15 protein-coding genes are annotated in these 17,366 nt (G+C 63.7%); 11 read left to right on the top strand and 4 right to left on the bottom strand.

The annotated features are described in order from the left end of the window. Positions 1-100: 100 nt before the first annotated feature. The 4 genes from QM685_RS25325 to QM685_RS25310 all read left to right on the top strand — a co-directional run bounded on the left by QM685_RS25325 (position 101) and on the right by QM685_RS25310 (position 4,406). Positions 101-961 carry a fumarylacetoacetate hydrolase family protein gene (locus QM685_RS25325; RefSeq protein ID WP_415120550.1) on the top strand — a complete coding sequence of 287 codons (861 nt, stop codon included), beginning with the start codon at positions 101-103 and terminating at the stop codon, positions 959-961. 80 nt (positions 962-1,041) lie between these two features. Then, the gene (locus QM685_RS25320) at positions 1,042-2,730 is read left to right on the top strand and encodes a bifunctional 3-(3-hydroxy-phenyl)propionate/3-hydroxycinnamic acid hydroxylase (RefSeq protein WP_415120548.1); all 1,689 of its coding nucleotides are present in this window, start codon (positions 1,042-1,044) and stop codon (positions 2,728-2,730) included. After that, positions 2,727-3,563: a VOC family protein gene (locus tag QM685_RS25315; RefSeq protein WP_415120546.1), complete on the top strand. Its 837-nt coding sequence runs from the start codon at positions 2,727-2,729 to the stop codon at positions 3,561-3,563. The genes QM685_RS25320 and QM685_RS25315 overlap by 4 nt, the downstream gene beginning before the upstream one ends. A gap of 39 nt (positions 3,564-3,602) precedes the next feature. After that, complete coding sequence (locus QM685_RS25310; RefSeq protein ID WP_415120544.1) at positions 3,603-4,406, top strand: IclR family transcriptional regulator; 804 nt, start codon at positions 3,603-3,605, stop codon at positions 4,404-4,406. Positions 4,407-4,445: 39 nt separating this feature from the next. On the opposite strand, the gene QM685_RS25305 is transcribed toward QM685_RS25310, so the two are convergent. After that, on the bottom strand, positions 4,446-5,672 hold the full coding sequence (locus QM685_RS25305) for an MFS transporter (protein ID WP_415120542.1): 1,227 nt from the start codon (positions 5,670-5,672) through the stop codon (positions 4,446-4,448). A 133-nt stretch (positions 5,673-5,805) separates the two neighbouring features. Here QM685_RS25305 and QM685_RS25300 point away from each other — a divergent pair, with 133 nt between their 5' ends. Then, positions 5,806-6,444, top strand: a complete 639-nt coding sequence (locus QM685_RS25300) for a TetR/AcrR family transcriptional regulator (RefSeq protein WP_415120540.1) — start codon at positions 5,806-5,808, stop codon at positions 6,442-6,444. Positions 6,445-6,474: 30 nt separating this feature from the next. Here the strand turns inward: QM685_RS25300 and QM685_RS25295 are convergent, their stop codons facing one another. Further along, positions 6,475-7,446 carry an AraC family transcriptional regulator gene (locus QM685_RS25295; RefSeq protein WP_415120538.1) on the bottom strand — a complete coding sequence of 324 codons (972 nt, stop codon included), beginning with the start codon at positions 7,444-7,446 and terminating at the stop codon, positions 6,475-6,477. Between the two features lie 94 nt (positions 7,447-7,540). Between QM685_RS25295 and QM685_RS25290 the strand changes: the two genes are divergently transcribed. Next, complete coding sequence (locus tag QM685_RS25290; RefSeq protein ID WP_415120536.1) at positions 7,541-8,377, top strand: oxidoreductase; 837 nt, start codon at positions 7,541-7,543, stop codon at positions 8,375-8,377. 117 nt (positions 8,378-8,494) lie between these two features. On the opposite strand, the gene ggt is transcribed toward QM685_RS25290, so the two are convergent. Then, positions 8,495-10,228 carry a gamma-glutamyltransferase gene (gene ggt / locus QM685_RS25285; RefSeq protein WP_415120673.1) on the bottom strand — a complete coding sequence of 578 codons (1,734 nt, stop codon included), beginning with the start codon at positions 10,226-10,228 and terminating at the stop codon, positions 8,495-8,497. A gap of 309 nt (positions 10,229-10,537) precedes the next feature. Here ggt and QM685_RS25280 point away from each other — a divergent pair, with 309 nt between their 5' ends. The 5 genes from QM685_RS25280 (at position 10,538) to QM685_RS25260 (ending at position 15,090) form a co-directional block, all read left to right on the top strand. Further along, a complete protein-coding gene (locus tag QM685_RS25280; protein WP_415120534.1) occupies positions 10,538-11,287 on the top strand; it encodes an IclR family transcriptional regulator in 750 nt (249 codons plus the stop codon). A 41-nt stretch (positions 11,288-11,328) separates the two neighbouring features. Then, entirely contained in the window at positions 11,329-12,096 is a 768-nt protein-coding gene (locus tag QM685_RS25275) for a transporter substrate-binding domain-containing protein (protein ID WP_415120532.1), read from the top strand. A gap of 17 nt (positions 12,097-12,113) precedes the next feature. After that, positions 12,114-12,782: an amino acid ABC transporter permease gene (locus tag QM685_RS25270; RefSeq protein WP_415120530.1), complete on the top strand. Its 669-nt coding sequence runs from the start codon at positions 12,114-12,116 to the stop codon at positions 12,780-12,782. Next, a complete protein-coding gene (locus tag QM685_RS25265; protein WP_415120528.1) occupies positions 12,779-13,543 on the top strand; it encodes an amino acid ABC transporter ATP-binding protein in 765 nt (254 codons plus the stop codon). Before QM685_RS25270 ends, QM685_RS25265 begins: the two co-directional genes overlap by 4 nt. Positions 13,544-13,689: 146 nt before the next feature. Further along, complete coding sequence (locus QM685_RS25260; protein WP_415120526.1) at positions 13,690-15,090, top strand: formimidoylglutamate deiminase; 1,401 nt, start codon at positions 13,690-13,692, stop codon at positions 15,088-15,090. A 224-nt stretch (positions 15,091-15,314) separates the two neighbouring features. Here QM685_RS25260 and ilvD read toward each other — a convergent pair whose 3' ends face one another. Then, complete coding sequence (gene ilvD / locus QM685_RS25255) at positions 15,315-17,177, bottom strand: dihydroxy-acid dehydratase (RefSeq protein WP_415120524.1); 1,863 nt, start codon at positions 17,175-17,177, stop codon at positions 15,315-15,317. Positions 17,178-17,366: the final 189 nt, after the last annotated feature.

The following is a 17,366-nucleotide window of genomic DNA, read 5'->3' as shown; positions in this document are numbered from 1 at the left end:
AATATCGTTTATGGAGAATTTTTAAATAGTGTAAACACTGATTTCTCAAAATACGCGAAAAACGTCACAATGAGCCCGTCATGAATCACATGGAGAAATCATGAAGCTGATGAGCTTTAGCAAGGGGGATCGCCAGTCCTGGGGGGTCGTGCGTGACGGGGGCGTAATCGATGTTGCACCGATTGCAGGCGAAGTGGGACATACCCTGAAGGAAGCGCTCGAACGGAATGCGCTGGCGCGCGTGAGCTCATGGGCGGCCGGGCAGACGCCGGCATTCAGCCTCGACGCGGTCGATTTTCTGCCTGTCGTGCCGGACCCCACGAAGATTCTCTGCGTCGGGATCAACTATTTGAGCCACGTGAAGGAAACCGGCCGGGACGTGCCGACGTGGCCGATGATTTTCACGCGTTTCGCCGACTCGCAAACCGGCCATGACGAACCGATCATCCGGCCGGCCGCATCGCACAAGCTCGATTTCGAGGGCGAGCTGGCGGTCGTGATCGGCACGCGCGCGCGTCACGTGAAGGCAGCCGACGCGCTCGACCATGTCGCCGGTTACGCCTGCTACAACGACGGCAGCGTTCGCGACTGGCAGAAACACACGATCCAGTTCGTTCCCGGCAAGAACTTTCCGTGCACCGGAGGTTTTGGCCCGTGGCTCGTGACGCCCGACGAAGTCGGCGATCCTTCCGCGCTTTCGCTGCTCACGCGTCTGAATGGCGAGGTCGTTCAGTCCGCCACGACCGACGACCTGATCTTTCCGGTGCCGCGCCTGATCGAATATTGCTCCACCTTCACGACACTGAACCCCAGCGACGTGATCATCACCGGCACGACCGGCGGCGTGGGCGCCTTTCGCGAGCCGCCTCTGTGGATGAAGCCCGGCGACGTGGTCGAAGTCGAGATCTCGAAGCTCGGCACGCTGCGCAATCGCATCGTCGACGAAACGCCCGCCGGGTGACAACCGGGGCAAGGTAGCGCCGCGCGTGCGGCGCCACGGAATGCCCGGCCTGCGGGTTGACGGCAATGCGGAGAAAACGAATGGATCTCGAAGAAATCAACACTGATGTATTGATCGTGGGCGGGGGACCCACGGGCCTGACGCTCGCGAACGTGCTCGGGCAGGACGGTATCGATTGTGTGCTGGTCGATCGCAAGCCGGCAACGGTTGCCGAACCCCGAGCCGTCTCGATCGACGACGAATCGCTACGGACCATGCAGGCTATCGGACTCGCCGGGCCGGTCATGCGCGACGTGGTGCCGGGCTACGGCGTGCATTATCTGACACGGTTCGGCGGACGCTGTTTCGGACGGGTCGAGCCGACCGCCAGCGAATATGGATTTCCGCGCCGCAACGCATTCCGGCAACCGCTGTTCGAGGCCACGGTTCGCGCCGGACTCGACCGCTTCAGGCAGGTGCGCGTGCTGTTCGGTCACGTTGTCGAGACCTTCGTTCAGGACGACGAAAGCGTTCGCGCGACAGTCAGCCGGCCCGACGGCAGCTCGTTCGTGATTCGGGCGCGCTACCTGGTTGGCTGCGACGGCGGCCGCAGTCCGGTGCGCGAGGCACTCGGACTGAAGATGGTCGGTTCGACGTTCAAGTCGCGCTGGCTCGTCATCGATACGCAGAACGACGACGACACGTTCTCGCAGATGCGCGTCTATTGCGATCCTCGCCGCCCCGTGGTGGATGTTCCGGGACCTCACCAGACGCGTCGCTTCGAGATTCTCATTCACGCCGACGAATCCGCCGACGACGCGCTGACGGAAACCCGGATCCGCGAATGGCTGGCGCCGCTGCGAGGACAACGCCGGACGGACATCGTGCGCAAGACCGTGTACACGTTTCACGCCCGTGTGGCGGAGCGCTGGCAGGTGGGGCGCGTGTTTCTCGCCGGCGACGCGGCTCACCTGACGCCGCCCTATGCCGGCCAGGGAATGAACAGCGGCGTGCGCGACGCCCACAACCTGGGCTGGAAGATGTCCGCCGTGATCCGCGGCTTGCTGCCCGAAAGAGCCCTGCACTCGTACGAGCAGGAACGACGCCGGCACGCGTGGGCGCTGATCCGCCTCGCGCTGAATCTCGGCATCGTCATGGCGCCTTCGTCGCGATGGAGCGCATGGGCATGGCAGACGTTCTTCCGTCTCAGTGGCTTTCTGCCGCCGCTGCGCGACTATTTCCTGCAGATGAAATTCAAGCCGAAGCCACGCTACGCGAGCGGCCTGCTGGGGCCGGCCGATAACCTGGGACGGCACAGCGTGCGCGGGCGCATGCTGCCGCAACCGGTCGTTTGCCGGGACGGCAAGTCCGTGCCGCTCGACGATCTGCTGGGGCCGCGCTTCGCTCTGCTGCGCTACGGCCGCCCAGCCGCTCCCGACATCGCACCGCCGGCGCATCCGCTGTGGCGGCACCTCGACGCGTCGACCGTATGGGTCCTGCCGGAGCGCAACGACGAGGCCGCGCAGTCGCTCGGACGACTCGGCTGGACGGTGGTCGTCGACGAAGCCGGCGCGTTTTCGACCGCTCTCGCGCACAACCGCGACCGGATCATCGTGCTGCGCCCCGACCGCTACGCCGCGGGGACATTCGATCCGTCTCTCGAGCGCCGCTTCGCGGACGAGTTTTCGGCCGTGCTGGGCGTCGACCTCGGCTCATCGGCTTGCACCGAACCACTGCGGGCAGGAACACAGATCGGCATGTCGGCACAAACCCGAGGAATCCCATCATGATGACGATGCAGACGGAATCTCCCGCACAACTGGATCACCTTTGCGTCGAGTCGACCCAGCCCGCGGTGCTGGCCCGGTTCTATCGCGACCTGCTCGATTGCGACGAATCAGTCGTCGAGCAGGGTTTCCTGATGAGGGGGCCGCGCCGTGCCGTCCTGATCCGTCCGGCGCCCACGTGCGGTCTGGCTTATGCGGCGTACCGGCTGCGGGATGGCAACGACCTGGAAAAGCTGCGCTCGCGCGCGACGGCGCATGGCGTCGCATGCGAGCCGTTGCATGATCCGTTGTTCGAGCAGGGCGCCTTCGCCGTGGCCGATCCGCAGGGACGCCGGACGGCCTTCGGCGTATCATGCGGCACGCCGGCCCGGCGAGGCGCGCCGGCACGCCTGCAACATACGGTGTACCAGACGACCGAACTCGAGCAGATCGTGAGGTTCTACGTCGAGAAACTCGGCTTTAGTATTTCCGACGAGGTCGTCAGCGAAAGTGGGGGTGCCAGCGTCGTCTTCATGCGATCGGACGACGAGCATCATTCGCTTGCCTTCTTCAAGGGGAGCCGCAATGAGTGGGACCATCACTGCTACGAGACGAACGAATGGAACGACATACGCGATTGGGGCGACCGGTTCGCGGCGGCACAGATTCCCATCTTTTTTGGCCCCGGACGTCACGGACCCGGCAATAACCTGTTCTTCATGGTTACGGACCCGGACGGCAACCGGCTGGAATTCTCCGCCGAACTGCAGAGCGTATCGGCCGATGCAGCCCCCGGCGTATGGCCGGAGGGGGAGCGCACGCTCAATAGCTGGGGCCGGGCCTGGATGCGCAGTTAACCGGCAACCGTACGCGACAATAACCGTGGATAACCCATCTTGACCGCCAGACCCATGAGTACTTCGGATCGATCGCTCGCCGTCCTGAAGCTATTCTCACTCGAAAGACCCGTGTGGACCGCCGAGGAAATCGCGAGCGCGCTCTCCGTGTCGCTCGCGACCGCTTACCGGTATATCGGCTCGCTCGACGAGGCCGGCCTCGTGGCGGCGGCCAGAGTCGGCCAGTACACCCTCGGGCCTGCCGTCATCCAGCTCGATCGCCAGATCCAGATGACCGATCCGTTACTGACGGCCGCCCGTCCGGTCATGGCCGATCTATCGAAGTACGCGCCGGGCGGATCGGCGATCCTGCTGTGCCGCCCGGCGGGCGACTGTGTGCTCTGCATCGACCAGGTTCTCACGCCGGGGCCGCAGATTCCGGTCAGCTATGAGCGCGGACGACCGATGCCGCTGCTGTACGGCGCGACCTCGAAAGTCATTCTGGCGCACCAGCCGGCCCGGGCCGTCAGGTCACTCTACGACGCCCATACGGCGGAAATCGCAAAGGCAGGCCTCGGCACGACACTCGAAAAATTCCGCTCAGTACTAACCGCCTGGCGCAAGGCGGGCTTTCTGGTAACACATTCGGACGTGGACCCAGGCAGAACGGGTATCGCGGCGGCCATTCTCAACGAGGAGCGCGTGGCGATCGGCAGCCTGAGCTACGTCGTTTCCGACACCACCGAAGAGCGGCTGATCACGCGGCTCGCCAACCTCGTCGTTGCGGGCGCGCGCGAGATCGAGGCGACACTCGTCAACAGCGGGCTGCCGGTCGCGGCAGCGCGCAACCCCGACGCGGCCTGAATCTTCCGGGCTCTTCATCGTTCGACACCGCTTATTCCTTTACGCGAGCGGATGAACACGATCGATCTTCCTGAGCGCCGGAAATGCGGCCATCCAGATCGCGGCGACGAACAGCGTACCGATTCCACCGAGAACGACAGATTGAACAGTTCCGAACATCGACGCGAGAACGCCTGACTCGAACGCGCCGAGTTCGCCCGAAGCACCGATGAACAGCATGTTGACCGCCGAGACCCGTCCACGCATGGCGTCAGGAGTCGCCAGTTGGACCAGGGACGAGCGGATGTTGACACTGACCATATCACTGGCGCCGATCACGACGAGCGCCGCCAGCGACGTGACGTACGACCTGGAAAGCGCGAAAACGATGGTGGCGATGCCGAAAACGGCGACAGCGGAAAACAGTTTGAAGCCGATACGCCTGTCCGGAGGAAAGCGGGTCTGAAGGAACGCGACAATGCAGCCTCCGGCCGCCGGCGCACTGCGCAGCATGCCCAGACCAAGCGGCCCGACATCGAGTATGTCGCGAGCGTAGATCGGCAGCAGCGCTGTCGCACCACCGAGCAGAACCGCGAAGAGGTCGAGAGAGATCGCTCCCAGCACGATCGGTTGCGAACGTATGAACGCGATGCCCTCCGTGATGCGAGCAATACGGCCCGTTGGCCCGGCGGTCTGGACGCGTTCCGGGTCACGGCCACGAAGCGTCGCGAGACCTGCCATCGCCGTCAGAAATGCGAGGCCGCAGCCCGCGTAGGCGACGCTCGCGCCCAATGCGTAGGACAGGCCGCCCAGTGCCGGACCGGCGATCACCGCCATTTGCCACGCGGTGGAACCTCCGGCAATGGCGCGCGGTAATTGCTCGGGCGCCACCAGGAACGGCACCAGTGCCTGCCCGGCGGGTTCGGCCAGCGCGCGTGCCGAGCCGAGTGCCAGCAGCACGCCGTAGAAAGGCCATGGCGTCGACACCCGGAACAGGCTGAGTCCGAGGAAAGCGCCGGCGCACAGGCTCTGAAGTGCGAGTCCCGCCACGGCGAGCGCGCGCGGCGAAAATCGATCACACAGTTCGCCGGCGGGAAGCGTCAGCAACATCATCGGGATGAATTGCACGATGCCGACGATACCGAGCGAGAGAGGCGTGTCCGACAAGCTGTAGATCGTCCAGCCAATCGCAACAGTTTGTGCCAACGCGGCCGCTTCCGATAAAAACCGGACGCCAAGATAAATCGGCAAATCCCGGCGGCGATAAACCTCTCCGTGTCCATCCACGATCGGCGTCTCCCTTCATAACTATTCGCTTTCACGCGGATATCTGGACATGCGTGGGAAATGCGAGCACATTGCTCATATTCCCATTCAGGAGGTGCGCTTGGCTACTCGCATTCCCCGGCGTTCCGGCGCGATGCGAAAAAGGCCGCAGCAGGCGCGTTCGCGGGCCACGATCGACGCGATACTCGATGCCGCGGCTCACATTCTCGGCGAGCGCGGCTGGACGGGACTCACCACCAACGCGGTCGCGGAAGCCGCCGGCGCGAGCATCGGTTCCCTCTATCAGTATTTCCCGGACAAACTCGCGCTGATCGATGCCGTGCGCCGACGGCACTTCGATGACGTGCTCGAGGTGCTGCATGCTGCCGCGAACGTCGAAACGCCCCGGGCCGTCCGCATCGCGACACTCGTTGACGGGATGATCGCGGTGCACAGCCGGCATCCGGCAGCCCATCGGGTTCTGCTCGAAGAGAGCCCGCGCGGCGAGGATTCGCGTGGCGCTCACGATCTTTTCGGCCGTGAATGCAAGAAAGCCTATGAAGTCCTGTTCGCGGCGAACGCTCCCGGAGCAGCGGATGACGTGTGTGTCGGCGCGCAGGTACTGGCGGGGGCACTCGCAGGTGCCGTGCATGAAGCGGCAAGACAGGGGCAGCTTTCAGCGCCCGGCTTGAGACGGGAACTCATTATCCTGGTGGACGCGTTCCTGAATGCGCCACGTCGTCAGTTGCCGATATCGGAGAGTCCCGACAAGAAGTCGCGCCGTCGACGATAAGAAAAGGCGGATAAACGTAATCCGCCAAACTCAATGCGACGAGACATACGTTGTATCCGCGAATGCAGGTGGAATGGCGAAACTCTCACGCATACGCTTCGTCTCCGCTGCCGGCGTCAAGCCAAACAAACGCTTGAATTCCCTGCTGAACTGCGACGGGCTCGTGTATCCCACGGCATGGGCCGCCATCTCCGCGGTTAGCTCCTCGCGCAGCATCAAAAGGCGAGCCTGATGCAAACGTGTCGACTTCACGTACTGCATCGGCGACACCTGCGTGATTGCCTTGAAGTGGCTGTGGAAACTCGGAACGCTCATACCCGCCTCTTCGGCCAGTTGCGTTACGTCGAGGCGATGCGCGTAGCCGGCATGGATAAGGCGCAACGATCTGCCTATCCGGCCGAACTGTCCTCGCATCGCCAACGCCTCGCGCATCGCGCTCCCCTGAGCGCCGGTGAGCACGCGGAAATACAGTTCACGCAGCAGGCCGGGACCCAACACGGCGGCTTCGAGCGGTCGATGCATCGCCTCGAGAAAGCGCAATACGGACGCCTGCATCGCGTCGTCCATCGGCGTCGACAGCATGCTCCGAGGCGCTTGCACAGGCTCCGTTGCGCCGGCGCGATCGATCTGCGCCGCCAGCTCGGCGGCCATCGTGAAATCGAGGTGCAGATACAGCGCGAGCAGCGGCCGCTCCGGCGTTGCATCGGTCTCCATGCTGAACGGCACCGGCACGCACACGGCCAGATAGTGACGCTCGTCGTACAGATAGAGCTGGTCGCCGAAATAGCCCCGCTTGCGGCCCTGGCAAACGATCACGATGCCGGGGTCATACAGAACCGGGGTGCGCGACAGCGCCCGGTTCGAACGCAGGATGCGAACGCCCGGCAGCGCCGTGAGGTTGTAACCCTCGTCGGGCGCCAACGCGTGCAGCAGCGCAACCATGCGCTTCCGGCTTCGAGAGGACAGGTCTATGTGCCGACGGGCGGCGCGCTTCGTGCTCATAGTTTCAGGCAAGAAAATCAGCGAAATAGGGCTTATTCGGCCATGTCGATCAGACTAGCATGCACTATCCAATCGACATTCAGGAGAAACCTCGATGGCATCCGGCAAAATTCTGCTCATTACCGGCGTCAGCAGCGGCTTTGGCCGCGCGCTCGCAGTCGAAGCGCTAACGGCGGGTCACACAGTCGTCGGGACGGTGCGAAGTGCGCAGGCAAAGCGTGATTTCGAATCGTTGTCCGCGAACGCCGCGTTGGGTCGGGTACTCGACGTGACCGATTTCGACGCCATCGACGGCGTCGTAGCGGAAATCGAAGCGAGCGTGGGCCCCATCGACGTCCTCGTCAACAATGCCGGCTACGGCCACGAAGGCATCATGGAAGAATCGCCTTTGTCGGCGATGCGCCAGCAGTTCGACGTCAATGTATTCGGCGCGGTCGCGATGATGAAGGCCGTGCTGCCCTTCATGCGTGAGCGCCGCCACGGCCATATTCTGAACATCACGTCGATGGGCGGCTACATCACCATGCCGGGAATCGCGTATTACTGCGGAAGCAAATTCGCGCTGGAGGGCATCTCCGAAGCACTTGGCAAAGAGGTCGAGTCTTTCGGTATTGCCGTGACAGCCGTGGCGCCCGGCTCGTTTCGTACCGATTGGGCAGGCCGCTCGATGACGCGAACGCCCCGCTCGATCCCGGATTACGACGCGATCTTCGATCCCATCCGCCAAGCCCGAGCGGAAAAAAGCGGCAAGCAACTGGGAGATCCCAGGAAGGCGGCGCGCGCGATACTCGCCGCCATCGCAGCGGATCACCCGCCAGCGCATCTTCTGCTCGGTAGCGATGCTCTCGGGCTCGTGCGAGACAAATTGTCGGCGCTGGAAGACGAAATCAGGGCGTGGGAAGCCGTCACGGTTGCAACGGACGGCGGATGAACGTGGGAGCGGGGGGCGCTGGCGGGAAACGGCCAATCCGCACCGACGAAAAAAACGGGCATCGCGCATAACCTGCGCAATGCCCGCATTACTTTTTGCTCGAGCTACTTCAACCGCTCACTGAATGATCCGCGTCACCCCTCGGCCACGTGGATCGGCGGCGGCTTCCGGCGTATCGCCGTTCACCTTGATTGCCTGGATATCGCCGCTGAAATCCTGCCCCTTCAGCGTGTAACCCTTCGCTTCGATCTGCTGCGCGAGCTCGCCTTCAATCGGCTTGTACGGCTCCCAGAAGATCGTGTTCGGCGGCAACAACTGATGATGGAAACGCATCGCGGCAACCGCATCGGGCAGCGGCATGTCGTAGTCGTAGATATTGTTGATCACCTGGAAAATCGACGTAAAGATGCGCGAGCCACCCGGCGTGCCGATCACCAGCGCGACCTTGCCGTCCTTCGTCAGGATCGTCGGATCCATCGACGACAGCGGACGCTTCTTCGGTTCGATCGCATTCGCATCGCTGCCCACCACGCCGAACATATTCGCGACGCCCGGCTTCGCGGAGAAGTCGTCCATCTCGTCGTTCAGCACGATGCCAGCGCGATCCACCACCACGCCCGAGCCAAAAGCGCCGTTGAGCGTGTAGGTGTTCGACACCGCATTACCCCATTTGTCGATCACCGAGAAGTGCGTGGTCTCGGCCTTCTCCGGCATCGATGTGCCGAGCCCCGGCTCAACGCTCTTCGTATCCGACGGTCTATCCGGATTGACTTCGGCCGCGCGCTTCGCGAGATACGCATCGTCGGTCAGTTGCGCGACCGGCACCTTGTAGAAGTCCGGATCGCCGAGATACTGCGCGCGATCGGCGAACACGCGTTTCTCGATCTCCGCGATCAAGTGCACGTATTGCGCCGAGTTGAGCGGCACGTCCTTGAAATCGGGTGCGAGATCGGCCTTCATCTTTAATAGCTGCACGAGACCGATACCGCCCGAGCTCGGCGGCGGCGCGGTAATCACCCGATAGCCGTTCCAGTTGGCCTCGATCGGCTGACGCCACACCGCCTTGTACTGCTGCAGATCGGCCTTCGTAATCAGACCGTGACCGCGCATGGAAGCCGCGATCAGATCAGCCGTCTTGCCGCTGTAGAAGTCTTTCGCTCCCTGATCCGAAATACGTTGCAGCACTGCGGCGAGATCGGGTTGCTTGAAGTTGACGCCCTGCTTCAGATTGCCGAAGTAGGTGTCGAAATTGGTCTTGCCCGCGAAGTCTTTCGCCGCCTCGTCGCGACGATCCTGCAATTGCTGGCTGACTTCGAAACCGTCGCGCGCATAGTGGATCGCCGGCGCCAGTACCTGCTTCCATTTGAGCTTGCCGAAGCGGCGTTGTGCTTGCCACATTCCGTCGACGGTGCCCGGCACGCCGACCGCGCGATAGCCGAACAGGCTCATCCCTTTGATGACTTCGCCCTTGTCGTCGAGATACATGTTCTTCGTCGCGGCCAGCGGTGCACGCTCGCGGTAGTCGAGGAAGTAAGGCTTGCCGTCGACATACAGCGTCATGAAACCGCCGCCGCCGATATTGCCCGCTTCCGGATACGTGACCGCGAGCGTGAAGGCGATCGCGACGGCCGCATCGACCGCGTTGCCGCCTTCCTTGAAGATCTGCTCCGCGGCATCGGCGCTGTACTTGTCCGCAACCGCGATCGCCGATGCGGTGAGAATGGCCGGTTGCGCTTTGGCAGGCGCCTTCGCAAAGGCCGGTGTGGTTTCCAGAAAACAGCTCGAAACAGATACGAGCGCGACCAGCGCCAGTCCGTTCACGGACGATTTGTTGTTGCGGAACAGTCCCATCGGATAAGCCTCCATGACGATTTCCCACTTTATGGTGAGAAACACTGCCTTGGGCTTATAACATGCTGACCCGTGATTTGCGAAGCCACGGCACGCTTGTGGTGCATGCTGCATCGCATCAGATGCCGCCATGACGAAGGGAATGACGCCAGTCGCCACGAGGCCACTTCGCCGAACACACATCAAATAATTGCGGGAAAACCCTGAGCCGTCATTCCCGCACAATGGGAATCGCATTTTTGTCCGGCGGGAGCGACGTGGCATTCTGCTGGCCATCGACATCGCTTCTCTTCCGGCTCGAGAAACACTGTGAAACAGGAAACAGGCGTCATCGGCGCCGAGCGTCTGCTGCTCGTGCTGACCGCGCTCGCCAGCCACGGCAAGGCCATGTCCGTGAAGGACATGCTGGGCGCGACCGGTCTCGCGCAAAGCACGCTTTACCGACAAGTGGCGCTGCTCAAGCGCTGGGGCTTCGTCACCGAGGACGCCGGCTTTTATGCGCCCGGCCCCATCAGTCTTCAACTCGCGCTCGGCTTCGACATCAATTCGATGCTGGTCGAAGCGAGCCGCGACAGCATGATCGAGCTCTCGCGCGCGACCCAGGAGAGCGTCGGACTGATCGTCGCCGTGAACGACCAGGTGATCTGCCTCGAAATGATCGAGAGTACCCACTCCCTGCGCTGCTCGTTCGAGAAAGGCCGCGCAGTGCCGTTGCGGGCGGGCGCATCCGCGAAGTCGCTGCTCGCGTTCATGGCCGACAAGACGCGCGCCGAGACCCTCGAGCGCCAGTTCGCCGACGGCGATACGGCACGTGCCGCCCTCGAAGCGGAGCTGGAACGCATCCGTGCGCGCGGCTACGCGGTGAGCGACAGCGAAGTCGATCCGGGCGTGTGGGGCGTGAGCGCGCCCGTGTTCCGGCGCGTGTCGCGCGACGCGCATGCGAGCGCATCGATCACGCTGATGGCGCCGTCCTCGCGCGCGGCGGGCCGCGAACAGCAGCTCGCCAACTGGACCGTGCGCACCGCCAACACCATTTCCGCGCGGCTGCAAGCCGCCTGAATCCAACTCAACGACTGACCACACACCCTGGAGCCCACACGATGAAACTGAAGATGCTTCTTTCCGCCGCGAGTCTCGGCGTCGCCATGATCCTCGCCGGTGTGCCCGGCAGCGCCGCCGCGCAAAACGCGAACGTGCTGAACGTTGCGACCGACGCCACCTTCCCGCCGATGGAATTCGTCGACAAGGGCCAACGCACCGGCTTCGACATCGACATCATGAACGCGCTCGCCAAGGCAATGGGCAAGCAGATCCAGTGGACCGACATCGACTTCAAGGGGCTGATTCCGGGCCTCGTCGCGCATCGCTTCGATGTGGCGATCTCGGGCATCTACATCACGCCGGAACGCGCGCAGGTCGTCGACTTCACGCAGCCCTATTTCGCGGGCGGCCTCTCCGCGCTTGTCAAGGCGGACTCGCCGATCAAAACGCTCGCCGATCTCAACGGCAAGAAGGTGACCGTGCAGGTCGGCACGAAGTCGGTGAACTTCCTGCGCGACAACTATCCGCAAGTACAGCGCGTGGAGGTGGAAAAGAATCAGGAAATGTTCGATCTCGTCGGCATCGGCCGCGCGGATGCCGCCGTGACGGGCAAGCCCGCCGCGTATCAGTTCGTGCGTACGCGCCCCGGCTTTCGCGTGCTCGACAAGGAGCTGACGACCGAAGCGTACGGCATCGCGGTACGCAAGGACGAGCCGCAACTGCGCGACCAGTTGAACGCCGCGCTCGCGAAAATCAAGGCGGACGGCACTTACAACGCGATCGTGCAGAAGTGGTTCAGCGCGAGCGCCGGCGCAACCGCGAAGTAATCCGGCGGACCTGACCCATGCAACTCGACTTCACGCCGGCCCTCGCCGGTTGGGCCGATATCGCGCATGGCGCGCTGGTCACGGTGGAAGTGACCGCCGCCGCGCTCGTGCTGTCGTGCCTGCTCGGGCTCCTGATCGGCATCGGCCGGCTTTCGCCGCAGCGGCGCCTGATCTACGGCTTCTGCACCGGGTATCTGATCTTCTTCCGCGGCACGCCGCTGCTCGTGCAACTGTTTCTGCTGTTCTTCGGCTTGCCGCAGTTCAACATCCTGTTGCCCGCGTTCGTCTGCGGGATGCTCGGGCTCGGGCTGTATTCGGCGGCCTACGTGTCGGAGATCGTGCGCGGCGCGATTCAGTCGGTGGATCGCGGGCAGATGGAAGCGGCGCGCTCCATCGGCATGTCGGTGGGGCAGGCAATGCGCGCGATCATTCTTCCGCAAGCCGTCGTGCGCATGATTCCGCCGCTCGGCAACGAGTTCATCGCGTTGATCAAGAACTCGGCGCTCGTGTCGCTGCTGACCATTGACGATCTGATGCACGAAGGGCAGAAGATCATCAGCGTGTCGTACCGGTCGCTGGAGGTGTATCTCGTGATCGCGCTCGTCTATCTGGTACTCACGCAGACGACCAACTACATTCTTCATCGCGTCGAGCGACGGCTGCGCGCGGGAGGCATGGTGCAATGAACAGCGCTCAACCTATCGTCAGCATTCGCGAACTCACGAAGTCGTTCGGGACGCATCGCGTCCTGAACGGCATCGATTTCGATATTCAGCCGAGTCAGGTCGTGGTCGTGATCGGGCCGAGCGGTTCCGGCAAAAGCACGTTTCTGCGCTGCTGCAACGGGCTGGAACAGCCGGAGCGAGGGACGATCGATATCTGCGGCCACCGGCTCGTCGATCATGGAACGATGCTCAAGGAGCGCGCGCTCAACGGGCTGCGCACCGAAGTAGGCATGGTGTTCCAGTCGTTCAACCTGTTTCCGCATCTTTCGGTATTGCACAACATCACGGTCGGGCCGCGCATGCTGCGTGGCTCGTCGAAAGCCGAGGCCGAAGCGGCGGCGCTCGCACTGCTCACGAAAGTCGGCCTCGAGCACAAGGCGCATGCGATGCCCGCAAGCCTGTCGGGCGGCCAGAAGCAGCGCGTCGCGATTGCGCGGGCGCTGGCGATGCAGCCGCGCGTCATGCTCTTCGACGAACCCACGTCCGCGCTCGATCCCGAACTCGTCGGCGAAGTGCTCCAGGTGATGAAGCTGCTCGCATCCGAAGGCATGACGATGCTCGTCGTCACGCACGAAATGGGCTTCGCGAAGGAAGTGGCGGACGTCGTCGTCGTGATGGACGGCGGGGAGATCGTGGAGGCGGGTCCGCCCGCGCAGATTTTCTCGACGCCAACGCAGCCCCGCACGCGCTCGTTTCTGCAAGCGGTGTTGTCGCGGGCATGAGCGTTGCCGTGATATTCAATTCAATCCGATGAGGCATCGATGCGCGTGCGCTTCAGGCCGCGCATCGATGCGGCACACGACGTCGAAGTCGAGATAAAAGGCAGCGGCATGCTGTTGCATGCATCGCTGGATACCAAAGACTGGTCATGAATTCACGAACGAAAGCGCTTTTCGCGGCGCACGCACTGCTGCCCGATGGCTGGCGCACCAACGTGCTGCTCGAATGGAACGCCGCGGGCACGCTGGTCGCCGTCGCGCCGGATGTGCGCGACGTGCCCGCGGATGCCACGCACGCCGCGGGCCCGGTCATCCCCGGCATGCCTAACCTGCACTCGCACGCGTTTCAGCGCGCAATGGCGGGCCTCACCGAATATCGCGCGAATCCGGCGGACAGTTTCTGGAGCTGGCGCGACCTGATGTACCGCTTCGCCGCGCGCATCACGCCCGATACGCTCGGCGCCATCGCGCGCTGGCTGTATGTCGAGATGCTCAAGGCCGGCTACACGTCCGTTTGCGAGTTCCATTACGTGCACCACGCGGCGGATGGCAAATGCCACGCGCATCCCGCCGAGCTCGCGCAATACGTGGTGGATGCGGCGGCCGAGACGGGCATCGGCATGACGATGCTGCCGGTGCTCTATCAATACAGCGGCTTCAATGCGCAGCCGCCGCGTGACGATCAGCGCCGCTTCATCAACACGACCGGGGAATTTCTCGATCTCCTGCGCGCATTGCGCGATGCGCGTCCCGAGCACCACGCGCTGCGTTACGGCGTCGCGCCGCATTCGTTGCGCGCGGTATCGGAGGCTTCATTGCACGCGTTGATCGAAGGGTTCGATGCGATGTCGCCCGGCGCGCCGGTTCACATCCACGTTGCGGAGCAGACGGCGGAAGTGGAGGCATCCGTCGCGGCGCTCGGCGCGCGGCCGGTGCAATGGCTGCTCGATCGCTTCGACGTGAACGCGCGCTGGTGCCTCGTGCATGCGACGCATGTCGACGCGAAGGAGACGCACGCGCTCGCGAGCAGCGGCGCGATTGCGGGCCTGTGCCTCACGACCGAAGCGAATCTTGGCGACGGCATCTTTCCCGCGATGGATTATCTCGATGCGCGGGGCGCGTTCGGCATCGGTTCGGACAGCCATATCGGCGTGGACTGGCGCGCGGAATTGCGCCTGCTCGAATATGGCCAGCGGCTCCTGCGGCGTCAGCGCAACGTGCTTGCGTCGCCACGAACGGCGCATGTCGCCGACCGTCTTTTTCAGGGCGCGCTCGAAGGCGGCGCGCGCGCGACGGGCCGCGCGGTCGGCGCGCTCGAAGAAGGCGCGCGGGCCGACTGGATCGTACTCGACGCGGAGCATCCGAATCTCGCGGAACAGACGAGCACGACGTGGCTCTCGTCCGTCGTGTTCTGCGAACATGGCGAAACGCCCGTGCGCGATGTGTTCGTCGGCGGCAGGTGCGTGGTCCATGAGCGCCGCCATCGTGATGAAGCGCGGCATTATGCGGACTATCGCAACGCGTTGTCGCGGCTTCTTGCGGACGCCTGATCGCGAGCGTTCGCCGGGACAAGGGCATCAGGAGCGGTCTCTTCTCATTCGAACAGTCGCCAATCGATCCGCGGAGAGCATTCCGTTCGCGGCCACCCCCGGCGAACCCCGATCGATACCGCGCCACCACAAACGCAGAGGCCGGTATGCAGTCTCCCACACACCGGCCTCTCTTCAGCTCCAATCGTGTCGCCACGCCGGAGCCCTTCCACTTCCCTCGCGCTTTACTTGCGCTTCAGTTGCGAAATATCGCGTACCGCGCCACGATCGGCCGAAGTCGCGAGCGCCGCATAGGCCTGCAACGCCTGCGACACCACGCGCTCGCGATTGACCGGCTGCCACGCTCTGTCGCCGCGTGCTTCCATCGCCGCGCGGCGGCGCGCGAGTTCTTCGTCCGACACCGCGAGGTGCATCTTGCGCTGCGGAATGTCGATCTCGATCACGTCGCCGTCTTCGACCAGACCGATCGTGCCGCCTTCGGCCGCTTCCGGCGACGCATGACCGATCACGAGGCCCGACGAACCACCCGAGAAACGGCCGTCGGTAAACAGCGCGCAGCTCTTGCCGAGACCCTTCGACTTCAGATACGACGTCGGGTACAGCATTTCCTGCATGCCCGGACCGCCCTTCGGGCCTTCGTAGCGAATCACCACGACGTCACCCGGCACGACCTTGTCGCCGAGAATCGCGTCGACCGCGTCGTCCTGGCTTTCGAACACGCGCGCGCGGCCCGAGAAGAGCCACTGCGATTCGTCGACACCCGCGGTCTTCACGATGCAACCGTTCTCCGCGAGGTTGCCGTACAGCACCGCGAGGCCGCCATCCTTCGAATACGCGTTCGCCTTGCTGCGGATACAGCCGCTCTTGCGATCCGTGTCGAGCGTGGCGAACGTCGCTTCCTGGCTGAACGCGACCGTGGTCGGAATGCCGCCCGGCGCCGCGCGGAAGAACTTCCGTGCCTCCTCGCCCGTGTCGCCGGCGACGTCCCACTTCGCGATCGCGTTGCCGAGCGTGCCGCTATGCACGTTGCCGCACGACAGATCGAGCAGTTCCGCGCGCGCGAGCTCGCCGAGAATACCGATGATGCCGCCCGCGCGATGCACGTCCTCGATGTGGTACTTGTCGGTCATCGGCGCGGCCTTGCACAGGCACGGCACCTTGCGCGAGATGCGGTCGATATCCGACATCGTGAAGTCGACGCCCGCTTCCTGCGCGGCGGCCAGCAGATGCAGCACGGTGTTGGTCGAGCCGCCCATCGCGACGTCGAGCGCCATCGCGTTCTCGAACGCCTTCTTCGTCGCGATGCTGCGCGGCAGAACCGACGTGTCCTCTTCCTGGTAGTAGCGGTGGCACAGATCGACGATCAGGCTGCCGGCCTGCTCGAACAGGCCCTTGCGCCACGCGTGCGTCGCGACGATCGTGCCGTTGCCCGGCAGCGCGAGGCCGATTGCCTCGGTCAGGCAGTTCATCGAGTTCGCGGTGAACATGCCCGAGCACGAACCGCAGGTCGGGCACGCGCTGCGCTCGACTTCAGCGACTTCGGCGTCGCTGATCTTCGGATCGGCGGCCTTGATCATCGCGTCGATCAGGTCGATCTTCGCGATCACCTGGCCATCGGTCGGCGACTTGACCTTGCCCGCTTCCATCGGACCACCCGACACGAACACGACCGGAATGTTCAGGCGCATCGCGGCCATCAGCATGCCCGGGGTGATCTTGTCGCAGTTGGAGATGCAGACCATCGCGTCCGCGCAGTGCGCGTTGACCATGTACTCGACCGAGTCCGCAATCAGCTCGCGCGACGGCAGCGAATACAACATGCCGTCGTGGCCCATCGCGATGCCGTCATCGACGGCGATCGTGTTGAATTCCTTCGCGACGCCGCCGGCCGCCTCGATCTGCTTCGCAACCAGCGCGCCGAGGTCGCGCAGATGCACGTGGCCCGGCACGAATTGTGTGAACGAGTTCACGACCGCGATGATCGGCTTGCCGAAATCGCCATCCTTCATGCCGGTCGCGCGCCACAGCGCGCGGGCGCCGGCCATGTTGCGGCCATGAGTCGAAGTGCGGGAGCGATAGTTGGGCATCTGTATCCTCGGGGATTGCTGTTATCTAAATTCGAATAGCGCCCGCAATGGCCTCGCGGCACGCCGCGACGCCGGTCTCGGCGACGGCGGCGTGCCATCAGGCTTGCGGGCGGTGGGGATCGCAATGGGCGCAGGGCTTGCGCTGGGATCGAATAGTGCAAGAGCGCCGGTAAGACGTCCAATATATTT

This window comes from Paraburkholderia sp., assembly GCF_047605525.1.
In the GTDB taxonomy this organism is placed as follows: Bacteria; Pseudomonadota; Gammaproteobacteria; order Burkholderiales; family Burkholderiaceae; genus Paraburkholderia.
Note: the sequence above shows the minus strand (reverse complement) of the source record. Positions and strands in the feature narration are given on the sequence as shown.